The following is a 23,867-nucleotide window of genomic DNA, read 5'->3' on the forward strand; positions in this document are numbered from 1 at the left end:
TTTTCACCCAGGGTCGCAGGTGCGACTTGCCGCATCGTGGCGGCCTTCTACAGTCGTTTGCCATGAACCATCTCACCTGCTTCACCCTGACCATCACCGACCATGTCGCCCATCTGGTGCTGAACCAGCCGGGCAGCCTGAACACCATGCACCCGACGTTCTGGCGCGAGCTGGACGAGGTGCTGGCCGCACTGCACCGCGGCAACGAGGCCCGCGCCCTGGTCATCAGCAGCACCGGCAAGCACTTCAGCGCCGGCATGGCGCTGGAGACCTTCGGCGACGCCATCGTGCTGGACGACCGCAGCCCCGAAGGCCGCGCCGCCGTCTTCGACCTGCTGACCGACATGCAGGCCACCTTCACCCGGCTGGAGGAGCTGCGCATGCCGGTCATCGCCGCCATCCACGGCGGCTGCATCGGCGGCGCGCTGGACATGGTGGCCGCCGCCTGCATCCGCTACGCCACGCGCGACGCCTTCTTCTGCATCCAGGAGATCAACATCGGCATGGTGGCGGACGTGGGTTCGCTGCAGCGGCTGCCCAAGCTGATGCCCATGGGCCTGCTCAAGGAGCTGGCCTACACCGGCCGGCGCCTGCCCGCCGAGCAGGCCCAGGCGTGCGGCCTGGTGACGGCGCTGTTCGACTCGCACGAGGCGCTGCTCGAAGGCGCCCTGGCCTGCGCCCGCGAGGCCGCCGCCAAGCCGCCCGTGGCCCTGTGGGGCACCAAGCAGGCGCTGCACTACGCGCGCGACCACGGCGTGGCCGACAGCCTGCGCCAGATGGGCTGGCTGCAGGGCGCCATCTGGAGCAACCGCCACGTGGCCGAAGCCGTCACGGCCATGCGCGAGCGGCGCGCGCCGGATTTCCCCCCGCTGACGCCACTCACGCGTTTCAGCGAGCTGTGACCACAGAGCTATCGAAAAGATAGCTGCCAGCGGACGCAGGGCATGCAAAAATCACGGTTTTTGCATAGAGCCGGAGGCCCTTCTTCCATGAGCAACGTCCACGTCATCGACCATCCTCTGGTACAGCACAAGCTCACGCTGATGCGCCGTAAGGACGCCAGCACCAACAGCTTCCGCCGCCTGCTGGGCGAGCTGTCCACGCTGATGGCCTACGAGGTGACGCGCGACATGCCGCTGCAGGACTTCGAGGTCGAGACCCCGCTGGAGACCATGACCGGCAAGGTCATCGACGGCAAGAAGCTGGTGCTGGTGTCCATCCTGCGCGCCGGCAACGGCTTCCTGGAAGGCATGCTGAACGTGGTGCCCGGCGCGCGCATCGGCCACATCGGCCTGTACCGCGACCCGGCCACGCTGCAGCCGGTGGAGTACTACTTCAAGATGCCCTCGGAGATGGCCGAGCGCGACATCATCGTGGTGGACCCGATGCTGGCCACCGGCAACTCCGCCGCCGCCGCCGTGGCGCGGCTCAAGCAGCTACAACCGCGCTCCATCAAGTTCGTCTGCCTGCTGGCCGCGCCCGAGGGCGTGGCCACGCTGCAGGCAGCGCACCCGGACGTGCCCATCTACACCGCCGCCATCGACCGGGAGCTGAACGACCACGGCTACATCCTGCCCGGCCTGGGCGATGCCGGCGACCGGATCTTCGGCACCAAGTAAACGCAAACGCCTTGCCGCAGTCACTGCGGCACGATCTGCCCCACTGTGGCGGACGGCTCGTCCGTGTCCGGCCCGCCCGGCTGCGGCCTGACCGAGGGCTGGGGCTGGGGCTGCAGTTCGCGCCAGCTGGCCATCAGGTCGTCGGCCATGGCCTGTAGCAGCCGCTTCTCGCGCGCGTCGAACAGGCGCGGGCGGGTGTCCAGCAGGCACAGCGTACCCAGCACGAACCCCTTGGCGTCGCGCAGCGGCACGCCGGCGTAAAAGCGCAGGCGCTGGCCGCGCAGCGCCGGGTTGCCGGCAAAGCGCGCGTCGCGGGCGATGTCGTGCACCACCAGCGCCTGGCTGGCGGCGACCACGTGCCCGCACAGCGACAGCGCGCGCGGCTGCGGGGTGCCGGCGGGCACGTCGTCTTGCTCGCCGGCCGCACCCTCTGTCGCCAGCGGCAGGCTGCCGTACACGCATAGCGGCGTCTGCTCGTCCCGCCCGACCAGCGACACCATGGCCAGCGGCATGTCGAAGATGTCGGCGGCGCGCGTGGCGGCGTGTTGGCAGGCGCGCCGCAGTGCTTCGCTGGACTGCACGCCGCTGGCCTGCAACGCCTGCAGGCGCTCCTCATCGTTGGCTGGGATGGGGGCGGACTCGAAGGCCTCGCTTACCGGCGCGCCCTGGAGCTGCACGGCGCAGGCCAAAGTCTCCGCCAGCGACAGGGCGACGGCATCGGCGCCGTAGCGCGCGTGCAGCTCTTCGGGCAGGGGCGCGGTGCCGGCCTCGACATCGTCGGAGGCGTCGCCCCACAGCGCCAGCACCACACGCACACCCGGCCAGTGGCGGCGCAGACGGCGGCAGGCCTGGCGCGCCAGCGTGGCGGGCTCGGGCAGCAGCCAGACCACGCACACCACCTGGGGGGCGTCCTCCTGCGGGTCTTCGACCGGCGTCTCGGCGGTCACGGCCGCCGCCGACAGGGCGTGCGTCGCTGCCGGGCAGCCTTGCAGCTGCAATGAGTGGGCCAGCATGCGAGCGCCCAGCTGGTCGACCTCCCACTGTCCGCCCATGCACAGCACCGGCATTGCGGACGATGCAGGGGCAGACGCGGGCGGCGCGTACTGGGCCTGCAGATCGTCGAGCACGGCGTCCATGCCCTCGATCAGACGCAGACGGTGTTCGGGGGTGGCCACACGGGTGTGGTCGCCTGCGGCCATGCGCAGCACCGGCACGGCCACGCGGCTATAGAACGCAGCCACCGAGCCCTTGTGGGCTTCGATCTGGTTTACGCTCAGCTCGATGGCCTCGTCGGCGTCGCCTGCCAGCAGCCGCTGGTAGATGCGCGTGGGTTCGTCCAGCGCTGGCTGGCTGCCCAGCAGCACATCCAGAAAGGCCAGCTGCGGCAGATAACGGCCGATGACCAGCAGGCACACCGTCAGCGGCGTGGCCATGATCAGCCCCACCGGCCCCCACAGCGTGGCCCAGAAGGTGGCAGCCACGATCAACGACAGCACCGACAGCCCGGTGCTGGCGCCGTACAGCCAGGGCTCGATGACGTTGTTGCTGATCAGCTCCAGCGTGATGATCAGGCCGATAGTCCACAGCACCAGGCTCCAGCCCGGGTGCACGGCGAACGCCAGGGTCAGCGGAAAGGCTGCCGCCACGAAGGCCCCCACGTAGGGCACGAAGCGCATCAGCCCGGCCAGCGCCCCCCACAGGAAGGCCCCCGGCACGCCGATCAACCACAGCCCGATGGCCATGGGGATGCCGTAACTGACGTTGACCAGCAGCTGCATGGTCAGGTAGCGCGTGATGCGCTCGCCCGCCTCGTCCATGGCGTCGGTGGCGCCGTGCAGGTTGGCGCCCCACAGGCGCAGCAGCCGGTCGCGCAGATCCACCCGGTCCAGCAGGATAAAGACCACGAACACCAGCACCAGGCCGGCATCGGTCAGCGGACGGCTGAGCGCGCTGACCGCCGCCGCGGCCTGCTGCGCGGGCGAGAGCACGGGCGGCTGCACTTCCACCCGCTGCACGCTGGCGGAGCGCCCGCCGCCGGATCCGGGGGCCGGGGGCTTGGGGGTAGCGGCCTCGACCTCGCTTTGCACCAGATCCAGCGTGCGCTTGGCACCATCGAACATGCCAGGCGCGCGCAGCTCCTTGGCCAGGCTGCGCAGCTTCTTGCGGATGGTGGTCTGATAGGAAGGCAGCTGCTCGCTGAGCTGGCGCGCCTCGTTGCCGATGAAGAGCGCCCCCACGCCCAGCACGGCCAGCGTGGTCAACACAACGAGAATCACCGCCGGCAGCCGCGGCAGGCCCAGGCGCTTGAGGCGCACCACCAGCGGGTCGAGCACGAAGCTGAGCAAAAAAGCCAGCGCCAGCGGCACCAGGATGGTGCGCCCGGCGTACAGGCCGGTAATCACCAGCGCCGCGATGACCAAACCGACCATGAAGCGCAGGCTGGGCACCAGCGCCTCCAGCGTGCTGCCGGGGCGCTGCGCGCCGGCCGCCTTCAAGGTGGGCGCAGAGCGCGGGCGTGGAGCCTCGCTGGGGGGCATGCGTGGTCCTTGTGCGAAATGGTGACGGCGCATTGTCGGCCGGGCGCCGACGCCAGCGCTGTAGGCCAACCGATGGTGCGGCGATCAGCCAAGGGCGGCGGGGGCTACGCTACCTCCGGCGCCAGGGCCTCGGCCCAGTCGTAGAGCGCACCCAGGATGGCCTCGCCGCGCTCGTCGGCCTGCTCTCCCAGCGTGTCCAGCTGCTCGAACAGCGCGTCGAAGGTCAGTCCGCCGCCCTGCCCCTCCAGCAGCACGGCGGCGCGGTGCGCCTGCCAGCGCGCTTGCTCGTCCTCATCCAGCGTCTGCGGATGGTTGCGGGCGCGGTAGCGCCACAGCAGCTCGTCCAGCCGGGGGTCGTCGAAGGCTGGGCGGGCGCGGGCCAGCGCCTCGGGCGCCAGGGTGCGCAGGTGGGCCAGGCGCCGCCGGTCCTCATTGCCGATGAAGCCGCCGTACAGATCAAGATCCACGTCCGGGGCGGACTCGGCCGGACGCTCGAACACGGCTGCCCAGGTGGCACCCAGGTCGGGCAGCGCACGTGCCACCTCGGCATGACGCGCTGCCTGGGACAGGTCCATGCCCCAGCGCTCAGCCAGCTGCGGCGTGAGAGTATTCAGGTTGCCCACCACCATGGGCGACTTGTTCAGGTGCACGGACTTGATCGGCAAGCGCGTCACACCTTCAGGCAGGTCGGCAGTGCGGGTGAACAGGCGCAGGCGGATGTCCTGCACCGACAGGCCGGCCAGCTCGGCGGGGTCGCGCGCCAGGTCCCAGGCCAGCAGCTCGTTCCTGTTGGTGGGATGGCTGGCCAGCGGCCACATCAGGGCCAGGCAGCCGCGCTCGGCAGGGAACATGCCCGACACATGCAGGAAGGGCCGCGCCGTCTGCGGGCTGGCAGGCAGGCGCAGTTCGGCGGCCACCCGCTCCTTCTTGTGCAGACCCAGGGCAAAGTCGAACAGGCGCGGGTTGTGCTGGCGCAGCAGGCGCGCCAGGGCGATCGTGGCGCGCACGTCCGACAGTGCGTCGTGCGCCGCCTCGTGCACCAGGCCGTTCGCTCGCGTCAGGTCCTCCAGGCGGAAGCTCGGCTTGCCGCCGGCCGCGGTGGGCCAGGTGATGCCCTCCGGGCGCAGGGCATAGGCCAGGCGCACCACGTCCAGCAAGTCCCAGCGGCCGCACTGGTTCTGCCACTCGCGGGCGTAGGGATCCATCAGGTTGCGCCAGAACAGGAAGCGCGTCACCTCGTCGTCGAAGCGGATGGTGTTGTAGCCCACGCCGATGGTGCCGGCCAGGGCCATTTCGGCCTCGATGCGGGCGGCGAACTCGGGCTCGGGCACGCCGCGCTGCAGGCACAGCTGCGGAGTGATGCCCGTGATCAGGCAGGCCTGCGGCTGGGGCAGGTAGTCCAGCGCCGGCTTGCAGTACAGCATCAGGGGCTCGCTGATTTCGTTGAGGTCGGCATCCGTGCGGATGGCGGCGAACTGCGCCGGGCGGTCACGGCGCGGATCGGCGCCGAAAGTCTCGTAGTCGTGCCAGAGAAAGGTGTGCATGGAAGAAGGAGGACGGCCAGAAACGGCTGCGCGGCAGCGCAAAACGGCAAGTATGCATGGCCGCGCCTTCACAATGGACCGCATGCGTTCCTCCCGTTTTCTCGCCCCTACCGCACTGGCCGCACTGGCCGCGCTAGCCGGCTGCGCCAGTACCTCGCCCACGGCCGTGGTGGCCGCACCCGCCGCCCAGCCCGCTCCCGCCCCGCGCGTGGTGCCGCCTGCCCCTGCCCCCGCCCCTGCTCTTGCTGCTGTGGTGGCGGCGCCAGCGGCTGCGCCCACGCCGCAGGCCGTAGCCGAGCCGGCGCCGCCGCCCTCCCCCAGCCAGCCCCAGGGCGCGGCGGGCTTTCAGGCCTGGGTGCAAGAGTTTTCCCGCGAGGCGCTGGCGGCGGGCATCAGCGCCCCCACCGTGCAGGCCACGCTGGGCAAGGCACGCTGGCTGCCGCAGGTGGTGCAGCTCGACCGGGCGCAGCCCGAATTCACCCGCACGCCCTGGGCCTACCTGGACAGCGCCGTCTCCGCCCAGCGCGTGGCTCAGGGCCGCGAGCAGTACCGGGCCCACGCGACGGCGCTGGACGCCGCCGCAGTGCGCTACGGCGTCCCAGCCAGCGTCATCGCCGCCATCTGGGGCATGGAGAGCAACTACGGGCGCAACTTCGGCAGCTTCTCCACCGTGGACGCGCTGGCCACGCTGGCCTACGACGGCCGCCGGCGCGACTGGGCGCGCTCGGAGCTGCTGGCGGCGCTGCGCATCGTGGACCAGGGCGAGATCGCCGCCAGCGCACTGATCGGCTCCTGGGCTGGCGCCATGGGACATACGCAGTTCCTGCCTTCGGTGTTCCTGGCGCACGCTGTCGATGCCGACGGCGACGGCCGGCGCGACATCTGGGCCAGCGTGCCGGACGTGGCCGCCTCCACGGCCAACTTCCTGGCCCATTCTGGCTGGCAGCGCGGCCAGCCCTGGGGCGCCGAGGTACGCCTGCCCGAGGGCTTCGACTATTCCCGGGCGGAGCTGACGGTGCGCCAGTCCAGCGCCGACTGGGCGGCCGAGGGCGTGCGCGGCATGGGCGGCGCGCCGCTGCCGGCGCTGGAGGGCGCTTCCATCCTCACACCGGCTGGCGCACGCGGGCCGGCCGTGCTGGTCGGGCCCAACTTCCGCGCACTGCTGCGCTACAACAACTCCGTCAACTATGCCCTGGGCGTGGCCCTGCTGGCGCGCCAGATCGACGGCGGCGGCGGCCTGCAGGCGCCCTGGCCGCGCGACATCAAGCCGCTGACGCGCGCCGAGATCACCACCCTGCAGGAAGCGCTGAACGCGCGCGGGATGGATGTGGGCAGCGCCGACGGCGTGCTGGGCCCGGCGACACGCGCCGGCGTGCGCCGGCTGCAGCAAAGCCTGGGCCTGCCGGCCGACGGCTTTGCCACGCGGGAGCTGCTGCAGCAGGTAGCGCCATGAAGCCCCTGTACCGAGCGGACATGCTGCGCCGATGGGGTTGGTGGATTGCCAGCGCCTGCGCCGCGCCGTCCCAGGTGCTGGCAGCAGGCCCGCGCAGCTGCACGGCCGGCTGGACGGAGGGCGCCAACACTGCCTTCCTAGCCGTGACCGGCGCCAGCCTGCTGGCCATGCTGGCCGCGCCGGTGCTGCTGGGCTGGTGGACCGAAGGCCCGGCCCGGCGCCGCGTTAGCCGGGCGCTGCTGCTGGCGCTGGCGCTCTGCGCGGCAGCCATTCCGCTGGCCATCGGGAACTTCGTGCTGGGCAACGGCTGCGGCAGCCCGTGGGTGCTGATCGCCCTCAATGCCCTGCCCGCGCTGCTGCTGGGTGCGCTACTGTCCGCGGCCTGGCGCTCTAGCCGCGAACGAGCAGCGCAGCGGGCGCCGGGGCCGCAGCCCGGGGGCGGCTGGGCGCTGCTGCTGGCGCTGCAGGGCTTTGTCCTTGCCAGCGGCTTCGCGCTGCTGGGATGGGTGGACGTCTTCAGCCGCGCATCCCGCAAGGGAGACGCCACCCTGTGGCTGGTCGCGCTGCGCCTGTGGCTGGTGCCCCTCTTTCTAGGCCTGCTGGCCTGGTGGCTGTGGCGGCGGCGGCAGCGGGCGCGGGCAGCGCATGCCGCGCAGATGCAACGATGACCGACTCACTCCCGTTTTGATAGCTGCCAGCGCTTGGCTGGCAAGCGGTGGAGGCCGATTTGGCACATAAAAAAGCCGCAGCAGAAGCTGCGGCTTTTTGGTAGCTCAGGCGCCGGCGCTTCAGTCGGCCGTGGCCTCTTCCGGTTCTGCCGGCTCGGACTTGGTGCCACGCTCGCGCTTGGGCAAGGGCTGGATGTCCAGCTGGACCTCCGCCGTCTCCGCACCCTGCTCGTCGGTCTTGGACTCGATGTCCACCGCCAGCCGGCCGCCGTCCGTCAGGCGGCCGAACAGCAGCTCGTCGGCCAGCGCCTTGCGGATGGTGTCCTGGATAAGGCGCTGCATCGGGCGTGCGCCCATCAGCGGATCGAAGCCCTTCTTGGCCAGGTGCTTGCGCAGCGTGTCGGTGAAGGTGACTTCCACCTTCTTCTCCGCCAGCTGCTGCTCTAATTGCAGCAGGAACTTGTCCACCACGCGCAGGATGATCTGCTCGTCGAGGGCCTTGAAGCTCACGATGGCATCCAGGCGGTTGCGGAACTCCGGCGTGAACAGGCGCTTGATGTCGGCCATCTCGTCGCCCGCCTGGCGCGCGTTGGTGAAGCCGATGCTCGACTTGTTCAGCGCCTCGGCGCCCGCGTTCGTCGTCATGATGATGATGACGTTGCGGAAGTCGGCCTTGCGCCCGTTGTTATCCGTCAGCGTGCCGTGGTCCATGACCTGCAGCAGCACGTTGAAGATGTCCGGGTGGGCCTTCTCGATCTCGTCGAGCAGCAGCACCGAGTGCGGCTTCTTGGTGACGGCCTCGGTCAGCAGCCCGCCCTGGTCGAAGCCCACGTAGCCCGGCGGCGCGCCGATCAGGCGGCTCACGGCGTGGCGCTCCATGTACTCCGACATGTCGAAGCGGATCAGGTCCACGCCCATGATGTAGGCCAGCTGCTTGGCGGCCTCGGTCTTGCCAACGCCCGTGGGGCCGCTGAACAGGAAGGCGCCGATAGGCTTGTCGCCCTTGCCCAGGCCCGAGCGCGCCATCTTCACGCTGGCGGCCAGCACCTCCAGCGCCTTGTCCTGGCCGAAGACGACGCTCTTGAGGTCACGTTCGAGCGTCTGCAGCTTGCTGCGGTCGTCGTTGCTGACGTTGGCGGGCGGGATGCGGGCGATCTTCGCCACGATCTCCTCGATCTCGGTCTTGCCGATGGTCTTCTTGCGCTTGGAGGGCGTCAGGATGCGCTGCGCCGCACCGGCCTCGTCGATCACGTCGATGGCCTTGTCGGGCAGGTGGCGGTCGTTGATGTACTTGGCGCTCAGCTCGGCAGCGGCCTGCAGCGCGGCGGCGGCGTACTTCACGCTGTGATGTTCTTCGAAGCGGCTCTTGAGGCCCTTCAGGATGTCGATCGTCTCGGCCACCGTGGGCTCGACCACATCCACCTTCTGGAAGCGCCGTGACAGCGCCGCATCCTTCTCGAAGATGCCGCGGTACTCGGTGAAGGTGGTCGCGCCGATGCACTTGAGCTGGCCGCTGGACAGCGCCGGCTTGAGCAGGTTGGACGCGTCCAGCGTGCCGCCCGAGGCAGCGCCAGCGCCGATCAGCGTGTGGATCTCGTCGATGAACAGGATGGCGTTGGGCTTGTCCTTGAGGCTCTTGAGCACGCCCTTGAGGCGCTGCTCGAAGTCGCCGCGGTACTTGGTGCCCGCCAGCAGGGCGCCCATGTCCAGCGAATACACCGTGGCCTCGGCCAGAATCTCCGGCACATCGCCCTGGGTGATGCGCCAGGCCAGGCCTTCGGCAATGGCCGTCTTGCCCACGCCGGCCTCACCCACCAGCAGCGGGTTGTTCTTGCGGCGGCGGCACAGGATCTGAATGGTGCGCTCGACCTCGTAGTTGCGGCCGATCAGCGGGTCGATCTTGCCGTCCTTGGCCGCCTGGTTCAGGTTTTGCGTGTACTGCTCCAGCGGCGAGGCCTTCTCGCTGCGCTCACCCTGCGCGCTCTCCTCGCCTTCGGACTGCGATTCGGGCTTGGCGGGCTCCTGCGGCTCGCCCTTGCGGATGCCGTGGGCGATGAAATTCACCACGTCCAGACGGGTGACGCCCTGCTGGTGCAGGTAGTAGACGGCGTGCGAATCCTTCTCGCCGTAGATGGCCACCAGCACGTTGGCGCCGGTAACTTCCTTCTTGCCGTTGCCGGTGGACTGCACGTGCATGATGGCGCGCTGGATGACGCGCTGGAAACCCAGCGTGGGCTGGGTGTCCACCTCGTCGGATCCCGCCACCTGAGGCGTGTTGTCCTTGATGAAATGACTCAGCGATGCGCGCAGGTCATCGAGGTTGGCGGCGCAGGCGCGCAGCACTTCGGCTGCGCTGGGGTTATCCAGCAGCGCCAGCAGCAGATGTTCCACGGTAATGAACTCGTGGCGCTGCTGGCGGGCCTCGACGAAGGCCATGTGCAAGCTGACTTCCAGTTCCTGGGCAATCATGTGCGAACTCCTTTGTGCTTGCGTGTTGCGAATTGACTGTAGATCGGGGGCAAAGGCCTTTTATTCAACAGGTTCACTCAGGCATTGCAGGGGGTGGCCGGCCTGGCGCGCGGCATCCAGCACCTGTCCCACCTTGGTGGCAGCCACATCGCGCGTGAACACGCCGCAGATGCCTTTTCCGTCCAGGTGAATCCTGAGCATGATCTGCGTGGCCGCCTCCCTGTCCTTGTTGAAGAATTCCTGCAGCACCACGACCACGAACTCCATGGGGGTGTAGTCGTCATTGAGCATGACCACCTGGTACATCTGCGGCGGCTGCGTCTTCAGGGGCCGGCGTTCGAGCACGGCCGCGCTGCCGTCATCCCGGGACGGGGCCAGTGGCCGCGTGGGTGCCTGCGGAGGGGGTTGGGTTGCCATGAAATTCATTCTATCGAGCCGCACTGGCGCGCGGTCCCACGACAATTGGCGCCGCGGAGGCGCTTTTCAAGCATTTTCAGCCTAGCTCATACACCACATTCGCACCGCCGCCCGCCTGGGCGTTCCAGGCGGCCAGAGCGGCGTCGCAGGGAAAGAAACGGCTGCCCTCGCCCAGCTGCAGCTCGGCCATTGCCGCGGCGTCGTCGGCCGCGCAATGCACGGCGATGCGCACGCGCAGGCCGTGCAGCAGATCCTCGCCATGCTCGGTGTGCTCCCGCTTGGGCGGGAACTCGCGCACGATGGCTGCCACGTCCGGGCGCCGGGCGCTGCTCACGTGCAGGTATTTGCCGAAGCGCGCCCGCGCGTCCGCCAGGCTCCAGACCTGCTGCACCTTCAGCCGCAGGCCGCCGCTGAAGTGGTCCAGCTGCAGGCGCCCGGACAGCACCACGAACTCGTCGTCGCGCAGCAGGGGCCCGGCGGCGGCGATCACGGCCTCGTCAGCCGATGCCTCGATGGCACCCGACTTGTCGTCCAGCTTGAACAGTGCCAGCTTGCCGCGCTGGCCGTTGATGACGCGGCAGTCGCTGACGATGCCGGCCATGACCTGCGGCTCGCGGCTGTCGGCCAGCTCGGCGATCGGCGTGCGCACGAAGCGGCGCACCTCGGCCTCGACCTCGTCGAACAAATGGCCGGAAAGGTAGAAGCCGATGGCAGTTTTTTCCTGCGTCAGACGCTCCTTCACGCCCCACTCGGGCACCTGCACCAGATCGGGCTCCTGGGTGCTGGAGCCGATGGCGTCTTCGCCCATCATGTCGAACAGGCCACCCTGGTTGGCGTTGGCCAGCTGCGCGTTGGCGAATTCGAAGGCCCGGTCAATAGAGGCGACCAGCACCGCGCGGTCCGCATGCAGGCGGTCAAAAGCCCCGGCCTTGATGAGGGCTTCCACAGTGCGCTTATTGATGCGGGTGCGGTCCACGCGCACGCAGAAGTCGAACAGGCTGGTAAATGGACCGCAGGTGCTTCCCTGGGGACCTACGCCCTGCCCTTCCCGGGCGGCGATGATGGCCTCGATGGCAGCCTGGCCCGTACCCTTGACAGCGCCCAGGCCATAACGGATGACCTTGTCGGTCACTGGCTCGAAGCGGTAGTTGCCACGGTTCACGTCGGGCGGCTCGAAGGTGATGCCGAAGTGCTTGACGGCATCCTCGTACAGCACCTTGAGCTTGTCCGTGTCGTCCATTTCCACGGTCATGTTGGCGCAGTAGAACTCTGCCGTGTAATGCACCTTCAGCCAGCCCGTGTGGTAGGCCAGCAGAGAGTAGGCCGCGGCATGCGACTTGTTGAAGCCGTAGCCCGCAAACTTCTCCATCAGGTCGAAGACCTCGTCGGCCTGGGCCTCGCCGATACCCTTCTCGGCCGCGCCCTTGCGGAAGATCTCGCGGTGCTTGGCCATCTCCTCGGGCTTTTTCTTGCCCATGGCGCGGCGCAGCATATCGGCGCCGCCCAGGCTGTAGCCGCCCAGCACCTGGGCAGTCTGCATGACCTGCTCCTGGTAGACCATGATGCCGTAGGTCTCGGCCAGCACCGGCTCGACCAGCGGGTGCGGGTAGAGCACCTCTTCCTTACCGTGCTTGCGGTTCACGAAGCTGGGGATCAGGTCCATGGGCCCCGGGCGGTACAGGGCGTTCAGGGCGATCAGGTCTTCTAGCCGACTGGGCCGGGCCTCCTTCAGCATGCCCTGCATGCCGCGGCTTTCAAACTGGAACACGGCCTCGGTCTTGCCTTCGGAGAACAGCCGGTAGGTGCGCGCGTCGTCCAGCGGGACGCGTTCGAAGGCGAAGTCCTCCTGGCCCTTGTGGCGCTTCTTGATCAGCTCACGCGCAATCTCCAGGATTGTCAGCGTAGCCAGGCCCAGAAAGTCGAACTTGACCAGGCCAATGGCCTCCACGTCGTCCTTGTCGTACTGGCTCACGGCCGACTCGCTGCCCGGCTGCTGGTACAGGGGGCAGAAGTCCGTCAGCTTGCCCGGCGCGATCAGCACGCCGCCGGCGTGCATGCCGATGTTGCGCGTCATGCCCTCGAGCTTTTGCGCCATTTCGATGACGGTGCGCACGTCCTCCTCCTTGCGCACGCGTTCGTACAGCAGGGGTTCGAGCTCCAGGGCGTAGTTGTTCTTGTCGCCCTCCTTCTTGGGCTCGGGCGGATAGGCCAGCGTGTAGGTCTGCCCGGGCTTGCCGGGCACCAGCTTGGAGATGCCGTCACAGAAGGTGTAGCTCATGTCCATCACGCGGCCCACGTCGCGGATGGCAGCCTTGGCGGCCATGGTGCCGAAGGTGGCGATCTGGCTCACGGCATTCTTGCCGTACTTGTCCTTCACGTATTCGATGACCCGGTCGCGGTTGGACTGGCAGAAATCGATGTCGAAGTCGGGCATGGACACCCGCTCTGGATTCAGAAAGCGTTCGAACAGCAGGTTGTACTGCAGCGGATCCAGATCCGTGATCTTCAGCGCATAGGCCACCAGCGAGCCGGCGCCCGAGCCACGGCCCGGGCCCACTGGGCAGCCATTGGCCTTGGCCCACTGGATGAAGTCGCCCACGATCAGAAAATAGCCGGGGAAACCCATCTTCAGGATGGTGCCCAGCTCGAACTCCAGCCGCTCCACGTAGCGGGGCCGCTGTCGCTCGCGCTCAGCCTCGTTGGGGAACAGGTGCACCAACCGCTCCTCCAGCCCCTCGAACGAGGCCTGCCGGAAGTAGCCGTCGATGGGCATGCCGCCCGGGGTGGGAAAGTCGGGCAGCTGCGGCTTGTCCAGCACCAGGGTCAGGTTGCAGCGGCGCGCGATCTCCACGCTGTTGGACAGTGCCGAGGGCACATCGGCGAACAGCGCCTGCATCTGGGCGGCCGTCTTGAAGTGCTGCTCACGCGTGAAGCGGCGCACACGCCGCGGGTTGGCCAGGATCTCGCCTTCGGCAATGCACACCCGTGCCTCGTGCGCCTCGTAGTCATCGGGCGCCGTGAACTGAATGGGGTGCGTCGCCACCACCGGCAGCTGCAACCGCGCTGCCAACTGCACGGCAGCGCTGACGTGGGCCTCGTCATCCGGGCGGCCGGCACGCTGCAACTCGATGTAAAAGCGCCGAGGAAAGAGCGCCGCCAGCTGCTGCGCCATGGCTTCGGCTCCTTCCAGATTGCCCTTGACGAGCGCCTGGCCCACCGGTCCGGCCTGGGCACCGGACAGGACGATCAGACCACCGCCCAGCTCCTCCAGGCACTGCCAGGTGCACACCGGCTGGTTGCGCACCACGTTGCGGGTCCAGGCGCGGGCCAGCAGCTCGCACAGGTTCAGGTAGCCCTGGCGACCCTGCGCCAGCAGCAGCAGGCGCGGCGCGGGCTGGCCGGGTTCACCCTCCAGCGTGACTTCGGCGCCCAGCAGGGGCTTGACCCCCTTGCTGCGCCCTTGCCGGTAGAACTTGATGGCGCCAAACAGGTTGTTTAGGTCGCTGATGGCCATGGCCGGCTGGCCGTCTCGGGCAGCCGCCTTGACGATCTCATCGATGCGCACGGTGCCATCGACAACGGAGAATTCGGTATGCAGGCGCAGGTGGACAAACATCTGGACATTGTAAAAACGCCCCCATGCCCGTGCCCGGCACGGGGCACCGTTACATACAATGGTCTGCTGCGCTGCGCCAGACCGGGCTCGTCCCCGTAGCGAGGCGCCGGTTTCCTACTCCTCATCCATCGCCCAATCCCATGCCGCGTTTTTCCCCGTTCCTGCTGCCCGCCCTGCTGGCCGCCGCCTTGCTGGGCGGGTGCGCCAACACCACCGAAGACAAGACCGCCGGCTGGAGCACGGACAAGATCTACTCCGAGGCACGCGACGAGCTCAATGGCGGCGCCTATGACAAGGCCGTGCCGTTGCTGGAGAAGCTGGAAGGCCGCGCCGCCGGAACGCCGCTAGCCCAGCAAGCCCAGTTGGAAAAGGCCTATGCCCAATACAAGGGCGGAGAGAAAGCCCAGGCCATCGCCACGCTGGACCGCTTCATGAAGCTGCATCCGGCCAGCCCGGCCTACGACTACGCCCTGTACCTGAAGGGCCTGGTCAATTTCAATGACAACCTGGGCATGTTTTCCTGGATTTCGCGCCAGGACCTGTCCGAGCGCGACCAGAAGGCCGCCAAGGATTCGTTTGAATCCTTCCGCGAACTGGTCACGCGCTTTCCCGATTCGCGCTACACGCCCGATGCCCGCCTGCGTATGACCTACATCGTCAACTCGCTGGCCCAGTACGAGGTGCACGTAGCGCGCTACTACTTCGAGCGCGGCGCCTACGTGGCCGCCGTCAGCCGCGCGCAGAGCGCCATTGCCGACTACAAGGACGTGCCGGCCACCGAGGAGGCGCTGTACATCCTGGTGCGTTCCTACGACGCACTGGGCATGGAGCAGCTGCGTGACGACGCACGCCGCGTGCTGTTGGCCAGCTACCCGCAGACCACGCTACTGGGCAAGGGCTTTCGCGCCAAGGACAACCCCTGGTGGAAGTTCTGGTGAAACCCACCCTTTTGCTTGCCAACACCGCAGCGCCATGACCAAGCCGTTTCGCCTGATCGCCGCCACCGGCATCCACAGGGGTGACCGCGAATACCAGCAGGACCAAGTGGCCCTGCTGGTGCACTCGCGGCACAACGGCTGCGTGCTGGGCGTGGTGGCTGACGGCATGGGTGGGCGCAGCGGCGGGCGCAAGGCCTCCGACCAGGTCATGCTGACGGCGCGACAGCTGTTCGAGCGCTATTCGCCCGACACGGACGACGCCGCTGCACTGCTCAAGCACATCGTCCAGGAGTCGCACATCGTCATCCGCCTGACGGCCATCTCGGCCGAGCAGGAGCCGCACAGCACCATCGCCGCCTTCCTCATCAATCCGCGCGGCGATTGCCACTGGGTGCATGCGGGCGATTCGCGCCTGTACCACTTCCGCAACGGACAGCTGGTGCACCGCACCAGCGACCATTCGTACGTGCAGGCATTGGTAGACCGCGGCGAGATCACCGACACCGAGGCGCTGACGCATCCGCACTCCAACATCCTTGTCGGCTGCCTGGGCACGGAGGCCGATCCACCGGCCACACCCCACTTCATCCCGCAGCTGCAGCCAGGCGACGTGCTGCTGGCCTGCAGCGACGGCGTGTGGCACTACTTCTCGCCCGACGAATTCGCCGCCGTGCTGCAGTCACTGACACCGCGGGAGGCCTCGGAGTTTTTCATCGAAAAGGCGCGGGCGCGCTCGGGCGGCGGCGGCGACAACCTGTCGCTGGCCATCGTCCGCATGGAGCAGCTGGTGGAAGAAAAAGCTCCGCCGCGCCTGGCAGCGCTGCACGGCACCGGCGCGGACTAACGCGGCCCGTCGCCGGCTTCACTGGTCGGCGGCCGGCTCGGGCAAGGGCCGGGGCGCGGCCCGCCCGGCCGCTTCGGCATTGGCGCGCTCGCGCTCATGCGCCTCGCGGCGCTTGCGCGCCTTCTCCTGCCTTTCTTCAAAGCGCTCGCGCGAGCGTTCCGCCTGTTCGGCCTGCTCCTGCGCACGGCGTTGGCGCTGCGCCTCGTGCTCCGCTTGCCGGCCGCTTTGCTGGCCGGCGCGCTCGCGCGCCTGCTGCGCGCGCTGGGCGGCATCGAAGGCCGTGCCGCGTGCGGGCTGCCCGGCAGCCGGCGCGTCCGGCACGGGCTGGGCCTGCTGGCGCTCGTCGATGGAACGCCGACGCTGCTCGGCTTTCTCGCGCCGCTCCTCGTCGTTGAGTTCCAGCTCCTGGCGCCAGCGGATGGCGTCGCGCTCGCGCGCCTCGGCGCGGGCGCGGCGCAGGCAGTCCTCGACAGCAAAGCGCCGGTAGCAGGCGGCCTCGTCCTTGGCAAGCTGCGCCTCGATGGCCTGGCGCTCGCGCTGCAGCTGGGCGCGCTGCGCATCGCGCCGGGCTGCCGCAGCCGGGTCAGCCTGCGCCAGGGCGGGCAGCAGCAGGCCGCCCAGAGTCAAGGCCAGGGCGCGATGGCAAAGGGTGCGCATAGGCAGCATGGATGGCGCTCCTCAGGTCAGGCTGGTATCCACCACGCGGCGCTCCAGCGCCAGGAATTCCTTGGACTGCATCTCGTTCAGGCGCGAGACGGTGCGCGGGAATTCATGCGCCAGCGGCCCTTCGGTATAGAGCTGCTCTGGCGGCACGGCTGCCGAGATGATGAGCTTCACGCGCCGGTCATACAGCACGTCCACCAGCCAGGTGAAGCGCCGTGCGGGCGAGGCCATGTTCACCGGCATGTGCGGCACGCCCGACAGCAGCACGGTGTGGAACTGTGAGGCGATCTCCAGGTAGTCGTTCTGCGAGCGCGGGCCCATGCACAGCTCGCGGAAGTCGAACCAGACCACCCCACCGGCGCGGCGCAGGGCCCGGATCTGTCGCGCCTCGATGTGCAGCACCGGGTCCTCGTCGTGCACCTCGGCCAGCAGGTCGAAGGTGGCGGCCATGGCCGCGTCCGCCTCGGCGCCCAGGGGGCAGTGGTAGAGCCTGGCGTTTTCCAGGGTGCGGCGGCGGTAGTCGGTGCCGTTGTCTACGTTCACCACTTCCATGCGCTCGTTGAGCAGTTCGATCGCCGGCAGGATGCGGTCGCGGTGCAGCCCGCCGGGGTACAGGTCGTCGGGTCTGAAGTTGGATGTGGTGACAAAGCCCACGTCGTTGTCGAACAGCGCTGCCAGCAGACGGTGCAGGATCATGGCGTCGGTGATGTCCGCGACGTGGAACTCGTCAAAGCAGATCAGCTTGTAGCGCTTGGCGATGCGCGCACCCAGCACTTGAAGCGGGTTCTGCTGGCCCTGCAGCGAAGCCAGCTCGCGGTGCACCTCGCGCATGAACTCGTGAAAGTGCAGGCGCACCTTGCGTTTGAGCGGCACGGCGTTGAAGAAGCAGTCCATCAGAAAACTCTTGCCGCGCCCCACGCCGCCATACATGTACACCCCCCGGGGGATGCTCGGACGGTTGATCAGCTTCTTGAGCGTGTTGGAGCGCCGCTGCCGGTACGCGCCCCACTCCTGTGCGCAGCGCTCCAGGGCGTCGACGGCGCGCAGCTGCGCCGGGTCGCTCTTGAAGCCCTTGGCGGCGAGCTCCGCCTCATAGGTCTGCCTGACGTTCACCAGTCTTCCTTGCTTCAAAAACAATAGCTGCCAGCGCTTGTCCAGCAAGCGTTGGCAGCTATTTTCATTACAAACCCGCGATCAGAAGTTGAGCGTGCGCTTGTCCACCGCCAGGGCCGCTTCCTTGGTCGCCTCGGACAGCGAGGGGTGGGCGTGGCAGATGCGCGCGATGTCCTCGCTGCTGGCCTTGAATTCCATGGCCACCACGGCCTCGGCGATCAGCTCGCTGACCATCGGGCCAACCATGTGCACGCCCAGGATCTCGTCGGTCTGTGCATCGGCCAGGAACTTCACCATGCCGGTGGTGTCGCCCAGCGCGCGTGCGCGGCCGTTCGCCATGAAGGGGAAGGTGCCGGCCTTGTACTTCACGCCGTCGGCTTTGAGCTGCTGCTCGGTGCGGCCGACCCAAGCGATCTCCGGGCTGGTATAGATGACCCAGGGGATAGTGTTGAAGTTGACGTGCCCATGCTGGCCGGCAATGCGCTCGGCCACGGCTACGCCCTCTTCCTCGGCCTTGTGCGCCAGCATGGGGCCGCGCACCACGTCGCCCACGGCCCACACGCCGGGCAGGTTGGTGCGGCACTCCTCATCGACCACCACGGCGCCGCGCTCGTCCAGTTTCAGGCCGACGGCCTCGGGGTTCAGGCCTGTGGTGTTGGGCACGCGGCCGATGGAGACGATGAGCTTGTCCACGTCGAGCGTGACGGCCTCGCCCTTGGCGTTGGCGTAGGCGACGCTCACGCCCTTCTTGCCCTTCTTGACCTCGCTGATCTTCACGCCCAGTTCGATCTTCAGACCCTGCTTGTCGAAGGCCTTTTTGGCCTCCTTGGCGATCTGCTCGTCCACCGCGCCCAGGAAGGTGGGCAGGCCCTCCAGCACCGTGACCTGGGCGCCCAGGCGGCGCCAGACGCTGCCCATCTCCAGGCCGATCACGCCCGAGCCGATGACGCCCAGCGTCTTGGGTACGCTACCCAGGGCCAGAGCGCCGTCGTTGGACAGGATTGTGTCCTCATCGAACTCGGCACCGGGCAGCGCACGGGCGTTGGAGCCGGTGGCGACAATGATCTGCTTGGCCATCAGTGTCTCGTTGCTGGCGCCGCTGACCTGGACCTCGTAACCGCCGTCCACCGCCTTGGAGAACGCGCCACGGCCGTGGAAGAACGTGACTTTGTTCTTCTTGAAGAGGTACAGGATGCCGTCGTTGTTCTGCTTCACCACGGTGTCCTTGCGGCCAATCATGGTGGCCACGTCCATCTTCACGTCCTTGGCGGTGATGCCATGCTCGGCGAAGTGCTTGTTGGCGTGTTCGAAATACTCCGAGGATTGCAGCAGCGCCTTGGACGGGATGCAGCCCACGTTGGTACAGGTGCCGCCAGGCGCGGGACCGCCAGCTGCGTTCTTCCACTCGTCGATGCAGGCGACCTGCATGCCCAGTTGCGCCGCGCGGATGGCCGCGATGTAGCCGCCGGGGCCGGCGCCGATGACGATGACGTCGAATTGCTTGCTCATGGTGTTGTGAAAATCTGGTATCTGAAAGGAAAAACCCACCGCAAGGCCGGGCCGAGGGTGGGTTTGCGATAGATGCAAGCGCCCTGTGCGGTGCGCCTTACAGATCGAAGAGGAGACGCGAAGGATCTTCCAGCGCGTCCTTCATGGCCACCAGGCCCAGCACGGCCTCGCGGCCGTCGATGATGCGGTGGTCGTACGACATGGCCAGGTAGTTCATCGGGCGCACCACGACCTGGCCGTTCTCGACCACGGCGCGGTCCTTGGTGGCGTGCACGCCGAGGATGGCCGACTGCGGCGGGTTGATGATGGGAGTGGACATCATCGAACCGAAGGTGCCGCCGTTCGAGATCGAGAACGTGCCACCGGTCATGTCCTCGATGCCCAGCTTGCCGTCCTGGGCCTTCTTGCCGAACTCCGCGATCTTCTTCTCGATATCGGCAAAGCTCATCTGGTCGGCGTTGCGCAGGATGGGCACCACCAGGCCACGCGGAGAGCCCACGGCAATGCCGATGTCGAAGTAGCCGTGGTAGACGATGTCGTTGCCGTCAACCGATGCGTTGATCACCGGGTACTTCTTGAGCGCATGCACGGCGGCCTTCACAAAGAAGGACATGAAGCCGAGCTTGACGCCGTGCTCCTTGGTGAACGCGTCCTGGAACTTCTTGCGCAGCTCCATCACCGGAGCCATGTTCACCTCGTTGAAGGTGGTCAGGATGGCGTTGGTGGACTGCGACTGCAGCAGGCGCTCGGCGATGCGGGCACGCAGGCGGCTCATGGGTACGCGCTGCTCCGGGCGCTGGCCCAGATCCTGCGTGGCCGAGGCGGGTGCGGCCACTTGCGGCAGCGCCTTGGTGGGCACGCCCGTGGGAATGACGGCGGCGGTGGACTTCACGCCACCTGCCACGGCCGACAGCGCGTCGCCTTTGGTCACGCGGCCATCCTTGCCCGTGCCCTGCACGTCGGACGCGGACAGATTGTTCTCGGCCAGGATCTTGGCAGCGGCCGGCATGGCCACGTCGCCCTTGCCGCCGCCTGCGGCGGGGGCAGCTGCCGGGGCGGATGTGGGAGCCGCAGCCGGCGCCGGGGCAGCGGCCGGAGCGGTTGCGCCAGCCACCGCCTCGGTGTCGATCTTGGCGATGGGCTGCTCGGCCACAACGGTGGCGCCATCAGCTTGCAGGATCTCGGCGAGCACGCCGGCCGCCGGAGCCGGCACTTCCAACACCACCTTGTCCGTCTCGATCTCGATCAGGATCTCGTCGGCGGCCACGGCTTCGCCGGGCTTTTTCTTCCATTGCAGCAGCGTGGCCTCGGCCACGGATTCGGACAACTGGGGGACCTTGACTTCTACGATTGCCATTTTGAAATTCTTCCTGTTCAGGGTTTTGTACTGAGCGCGTGGTTGTTGCTTGGCCTTACTTGGTCAGAACAAAACCCTTGAGCTTGGCGAAGGCGGCCTCCACCAGGGCCTTTTGCTGGTCCTGGTGCAGATGCGCGTAGCCCACCGCCGGCGAGGCGGAGGCGGCGCGGCCGGCGTAGCCCAGTTTCTGGCCATCCTGCATGTTCTCGTGGATGTTGTGCTGGATGAAGAACCAGGCGCCCTGGTTCTGCGGCTCGTCCTGGCACCACACGATCTCGGTGGCCTTGGGGTACTTTTTCAGCTCGGCGCCGAAGGCCTTGTGCGGGAAGGGGTACAGCTGCTCGATGCGCACGATGGCCACATCGGTGGCTTCCTTCTCGGCACGCTTTTTCACCAGGTCGTAATAGACCTTGCCCGAACAGGCGATGACGCGCTTGACCTTGGCCGCGTTATTGGCGATGGCCTGGTCCTGCTCGCCCAGCACAGTGCGGAAAGCGCCTTCGGTGAACTCGGCCAGGGGCGAGGTCGCATCTTTGTTCCGCAGCAGCGACTTCGGCGTCATGATGACCAGAGGCTTCCTCAGGTTGCGCACCATCTGGCGGCGCAGCACGTGGAAGATCTGGCTGGCCGTGGTGGGCTGCACGATCTGCATGTTGGCCTCGGCGGCCAGCTGCATAAAGCGCTCCAGGCGGGCCGAGCTGTGCTCCGGGCCCTGGCCTTCATAGCCGTGTGGCAGCATCAACGTGAGGCCATTAATGCGGCCCCACTTGACCTCGCCGGAGGCGATGAACTGGTCGATCACGACCTGTGCGCCGTTGGCAAAGTCGCCGAACTGCGCCTCCCAGACCACCAGGGTGTTGGGATCGTTGGACGCGTAGCCGTACTCGAAGGCCAGCACGGCCTCCTCGGACAGGATGGAGTCGATGACGACGAACGGTGCCTGGTTCTCGGCCACGTTCTGCAGCGGCACATAGGTGCCTTCGTCCCACTTCTCGCGCTTTTGGTCGTGGATGACGGCGTGGCGGTGCGTGAAGGTGCCACGACCGCTGTCCTCGCCCGACAGGCGGATGGGATAGCCGGAGGCCACGAGCGAAGCGAAGGCCATGTGTTCGCCCATGCCCCAGTCCACGTTGACCTCACCGCGGCCCATGGCGGCGCGGTCGTCCAGCACCTTCTTGACCAGAGTGTGCGGGGACACCGTCTCGGGCACGGTAGTGATGCGCTCGGCCAGGCGCTTCCACTCGGCCAGCGGAATGGCCGTATCGCCGGCATCGGTCCAGGCCTTGTTCAGGAACGGGCTCCAGTCCACTGCGTACTTGCGCTTGAAGTCGGTCAGCACCGGGTCGACCGTGTGCTTGCCTTCTTCCATGGCGGCGCGATAGGCCTTGGCCATGTCGTCGCCCAGCGTCTCGCCCAGGCCCTGCGCGGCCAGCTTGTCGGCATAGAGTTTGCGGGTGCCGGGGTGCTGCGCGATCTTCTTGTACATCAGCGGCTGGGTGAGCATGGGGGTGTCCTGCTCGTTGTGGCCCAGCTTGCGATAGCACACGATGTCCACCACCACATCGCGCGAGAACTCCATGCGGTACTCGAGCGCCAGCTGCATCGCCAGGCAGACGGCTTCGGGGTCGTCGCCGTTCACGTGCAGCACGGGCGACTCGATCATCTTCACGATGTCGGTGCAGTACAGCGTGGAACGCAGGTCGCGGGGATCGGAGGTGGTGAAGCCGATCTGGTTGTTGATGATGATGTGCACCGTGCCGCCGGTGTGGTAGCCGCGCGTCTCCGACAGCGCCAGCGTCTCCTGGTTCACGCCCTGGCCGGCGAAAGCCGCGTCGCCGTGCACCAGCACGGGCAGCACCTGCTTGCCCTGGGGGTCGCCGCGGCGGTCCATGCGCGAGCGCACCGAGCCCTCGACCACCGGGTTGACGATTTCCAGGTGCGAGGGGTTGAAGGCCAGGGAAAGGTGCACCGGACCGCCGGAGGTGGACACGTCCGAGGAAAAGCCCTGGTGGTATTTCACGTCGCCGGCGGGCAGGTCTTCGGGAGCGGTGTGCTCGAACTCGGCGAACAGGTCCTTGGGCATCTTGCCCAGGGTGTTGACCAGCACGTTCAGGCGGCCGCGGTGGGCCATGCCGATCACCAGCTCCTGCACGCCGCGGGCGCCGGCCGAGCTGATCAGCTCGTCCATGGCAGCGATGAAGCTCTCGCCGCCTTCCAGCGAGAAGCGCTTTTGTCCCACGTACTTGGTATGCAGGAAGCGCTCCAGGCCTTCAGCAGCCGTCAGGCGCTCCAGAATGCGCTTTTTCTTCTCGGCGTCGAACTGGGGCTTGGTGCGGATGGACTCCAGCTTTTGCTGCCACCAGCGCTTCTGGTTCTGGTCCGTGATGTACATGTACTCGGCGCCGATGGTGCCGCAGTACGTTTCGCGCAGCGCGTTGATCAGCTCGCGCAGCGACAGGCTTTCCTTGCCGAAGAAGGTATTGCCGACGTTGAACACCGTCTCTTGGTCGGCGTCCGTGAAGCCGTAGAAGGACGGCTCCAGCTCGGGAATGCTGGGCCGCTCCTGGCGCTTGAGGGGATCGAGGTCGGCCCAGCGGGCGCCGACGTTGCGGTAAGCGGCGATGAGCTGCTGCACGCCCACACGCTTCCTGCCCAGTTCGGAGTCAGCGCCGGTGGCCACCACGACCTGTGTACCGCCCTGTTTGGCGCGTTCGGCAAACGCGTTGATGACGGGAAGGTGCGGCACGTCGCGTGCGTCGCTACCGTCCACCGCGGGCACATGCTGCAATGCATCAAAGTACTCCCGCCAGGAGTCTGGCACGCTGCCAGGGTTGGCAAGATAGCTTTCGTACATCTCCTCGACATACGACGCATTGCCGCCGAAGAGATAGGTATTGCCCTGGTAGGCTTGGTAGACGGACGTGGGTTCGCTCATATCTGCGCTGACCTCCGCTTCCCTCCGGGGAAGCTTTAGCTGGTTGACAAACCTTCCGCGGCACGGCTGAACCGGTTGGCGGACGCGACTGTGGCAGGGGAAGGGCCTTGGTGCGGGCATCATTGTGCCACCGATGGTCTGGCAGAGCCGGGACGGTCGCCACTGCTTGCAGCTGTGCGGCTGGC

The 23,867-nt window shown here is 67.6% G+C and carries 16 protein-coding genes; 6 read left to right on the plus strand and 10 right to left on the minus strand.

From position 1 onward, the window contains the following. Positions 1-62: 62 nt before the first annotated feature. Positions 63-902 carry an enoyl-CoA hydratase-related protein gene (locus RT282_RS09265; RefSeq protein WP_313313381.1) on the plus strand — a complete coding sequence of 280 codons (840 nt, stop codon included), beginning with the start codon at positions 63-65 and terminating at the stop codon, positions 900-902. 87 nt (positions 903-989) lie between these two features. After that, positions 990-1,619 carry a uracil phosphoribosyltransferase gene (gene upp / locus RT282_RS09270; RefSeq protein ID WP_312759300.1) on the plus strand — a complete coding sequence of 210 codons (630 nt, stop codon included), beginning with the start codon at positions 990-992 and terminating at the stop codon, positions 1,617-1,619. Between the two features lie 20 nt (positions 1,620-1,639). Here the strand turns inward: upp and RT282_RS09275 are convergent, their stop codons facing one another. Then, a complete protein-coding gene (locus RT282_RS09275) occupies positions 1,640-4,156 on the minus strand; it encodes an AI-2E family transporter (RefSeq protein ID WP_313313382.1) in 2,517 nt (838 codons plus the stop codon). Positions 4,157-4,260: 104 nt separating this feature from the next. Further along, positions 4,261-5,700: an exodeoxyribonuclease I gene (sbcB, locus tag RT282_RS09280; RefSeq protein ID WP_313313384.1), complete on the minus strand. Its 1,440-nt coding sequence runs from the start codon at positions 5,698-5,700 to the stop codon at positions 4,261-4,263. Positions 5,701-5,782: 82 nt separating this feature from the next. On the opposite strand from sbcB, the gene RT282_RS09285 reads away from it, so the two are divergent. Together RT282_RS09285 and RT282_RS09290 are read left to right on the plus strand one after the other, a co-directional pair. Continuing rightward, positions 5,783-7,153 carry a lytic murein transglycosylase gene (locus RT282_RS09285; protein WP_313313385.1) on the plus strand — a complete coding sequence of 457 codons (1,371 nt, stop codon included), beginning with the start codon at positions 5,783-5,785 and terminating at the stop codon, positions 7,151-7,153. Further along, positions 7,150-7,821, plus strand: coding sequence for a hypothetical protein (locus RT282_RS09290; RefSeq protein WP_313313386.1), 672 nt, complete (start codon positions 7,150-7,152; stop codon positions 7,819-7,821). The genes RT282_RS09285 and RT282_RS09290 overlap by 4 nt, the downstream gene beginning before the upstream one ends. A 120-nt stretch (positions 7,822-7,941) precedes the next feature. Here the strand turns inward: RT282_RS09290 and clpA are convergent, their stop codons facing one another. From clpA to dnaE, 3 genes are all read right to left on the minus strand, one after another. Continuing rightward, complete coding sequence (gene clpA / locus RT282_RS09295) at positions 7,942-10,290, minus strand: ATP-dependent Clp protease ATP-binding subunit ClpA (RefSeq protein WP_313313387.1); 2,349 nt, start codon at positions 10,288-10,290, stop codon at positions 7,942-7,944. A gap of 60 nt (positions 10,291-10,350) precedes the next feature. Continuing rightward, a complete protein-coding gene (gene clpS, locus RT282_RS09300; RefSeq protein ID WP_313313388.1) occupies positions 10,351-10,716 on the minus strand; it encodes an ATP-dependent Clp protease adapter ClpS in 366 nt (121 codons plus the stop codon). A 67-nt stretch (positions 10,717-10,783) separates the two neighbouring features. After that, entirely contained in the window at positions 10,784-14,323 is a 3,540-nt protein-coding gene (dnaE, locus tag RT282_RS09305) for a DNA polymerase III subunit alpha (RefSeq protein ID WP_313313390.1), read from the minus strand. Positions 14,324-14,463: 140 nt separating this feature from the next. On the opposite strand from dnaE, the gene RT282_RS09310 reads away from it, so the two are divergent. Beyond that, positions 14,464-15,261 carry an outer membrane protein assembly factor BamD gene (locus RT282_RS09310; protein WP_312304232.1) on the plus strand — a complete coding sequence of 266 codons (798 nt, stop codon included), beginning with the start codon at positions 14,464-14,466 and terminating at the stop codon, positions 15,259-15,261. A gap of 34 nt (positions 15,262-15,295) precedes the next feature. Beyond that, positions 15,296-16,105: a protein phosphatase 2C domain-containing protein gene (locus tag RT282_RS09315; RefSeq protein ID WP_313313392.1), complete on the plus strand. Its 810-nt coding sequence runs from the start codon at positions 15,296-15,298 to the stop codon at positions 16,103-16,105. Between the two features lie 18 nt (positions 16,106-16,123). Here the strand turns inward: RT282_RS09315 and RT282_RS09320 are convergent, their stop codons facing one another. The 5 genes from RT282_RS09320 to RT282_RS09340 form a co-directional block, all read right to left on the minus strand. Continuing rightward, complete coding sequence (locus RT282_RS09320; RefSeq protein WP_313313393.1) at positions 16,124-16,771, minus strand: hypothetical protein; 648 nt, start codon at positions 16,769-16,771, stop codon at positions 16,124-16,126. Between the two features lie 12 nt (positions 16,772-16,783). Continuing rightward, positions 16,784-17,881, minus strand: a complete 1,098-nt coding sequence (zapE, locus tag RT282_RS09325; protein ID WP_313313394.1) for a cell division protein ZapE — start codon at positions 17,879-17,881, stop codon at positions 16,784-16,786. 81 nt (positions 17,882-17,962) lie between these two features. Next, on the minus strand, positions 17,963-19,390 hold the full coding sequence (gene lpdA, locus RT282_RS09330) for a dihydrolipoyl dehydrogenase (protein WP_313313395.1): 1,428 nt from the start codon (positions 19,388-19,390) through the stop codon (positions 17,963-17,965). Between the two features lie 97 nt (positions 19,391-19,487). Then, positions 19,488-20,747, minus strand: a complete 1,260-nt coding sequence (gene odhB / locus RT282_RS09335) for a 2-oxoglutarate dehydrogenase complex dihydrolipoyllysine-residue succinyltransferase (protein WP_313313396.1) — start codon at positions 20,745-20,747, stop codon at positions 19,488-19,490. A gap of 55 nt (positions 20,748-20,802) precedes the next feature. Then, positions 20,803-23,682, minus strand: a complete 2,880-nt coding sequence (locus RT282_RS09340) for a 2-oxoglutarate dehydrogenase E1 component (protein ID WP_313313398.1) — start codon at positions 23,680-23,682, stop codon at positions 20,803-20,805. Positions 23,683-23,867 lie beyond the last annotated feature (185 nt).

The sequence above is a fragment of the Pulveribacter sp. genome, from assembly GCF_032079985.1.
GTDB lineage: Bacteria > Pseudomonadota > Gammaproteobacteria > Burkholderiales > Burkholderiaceae_C > Melaminivora.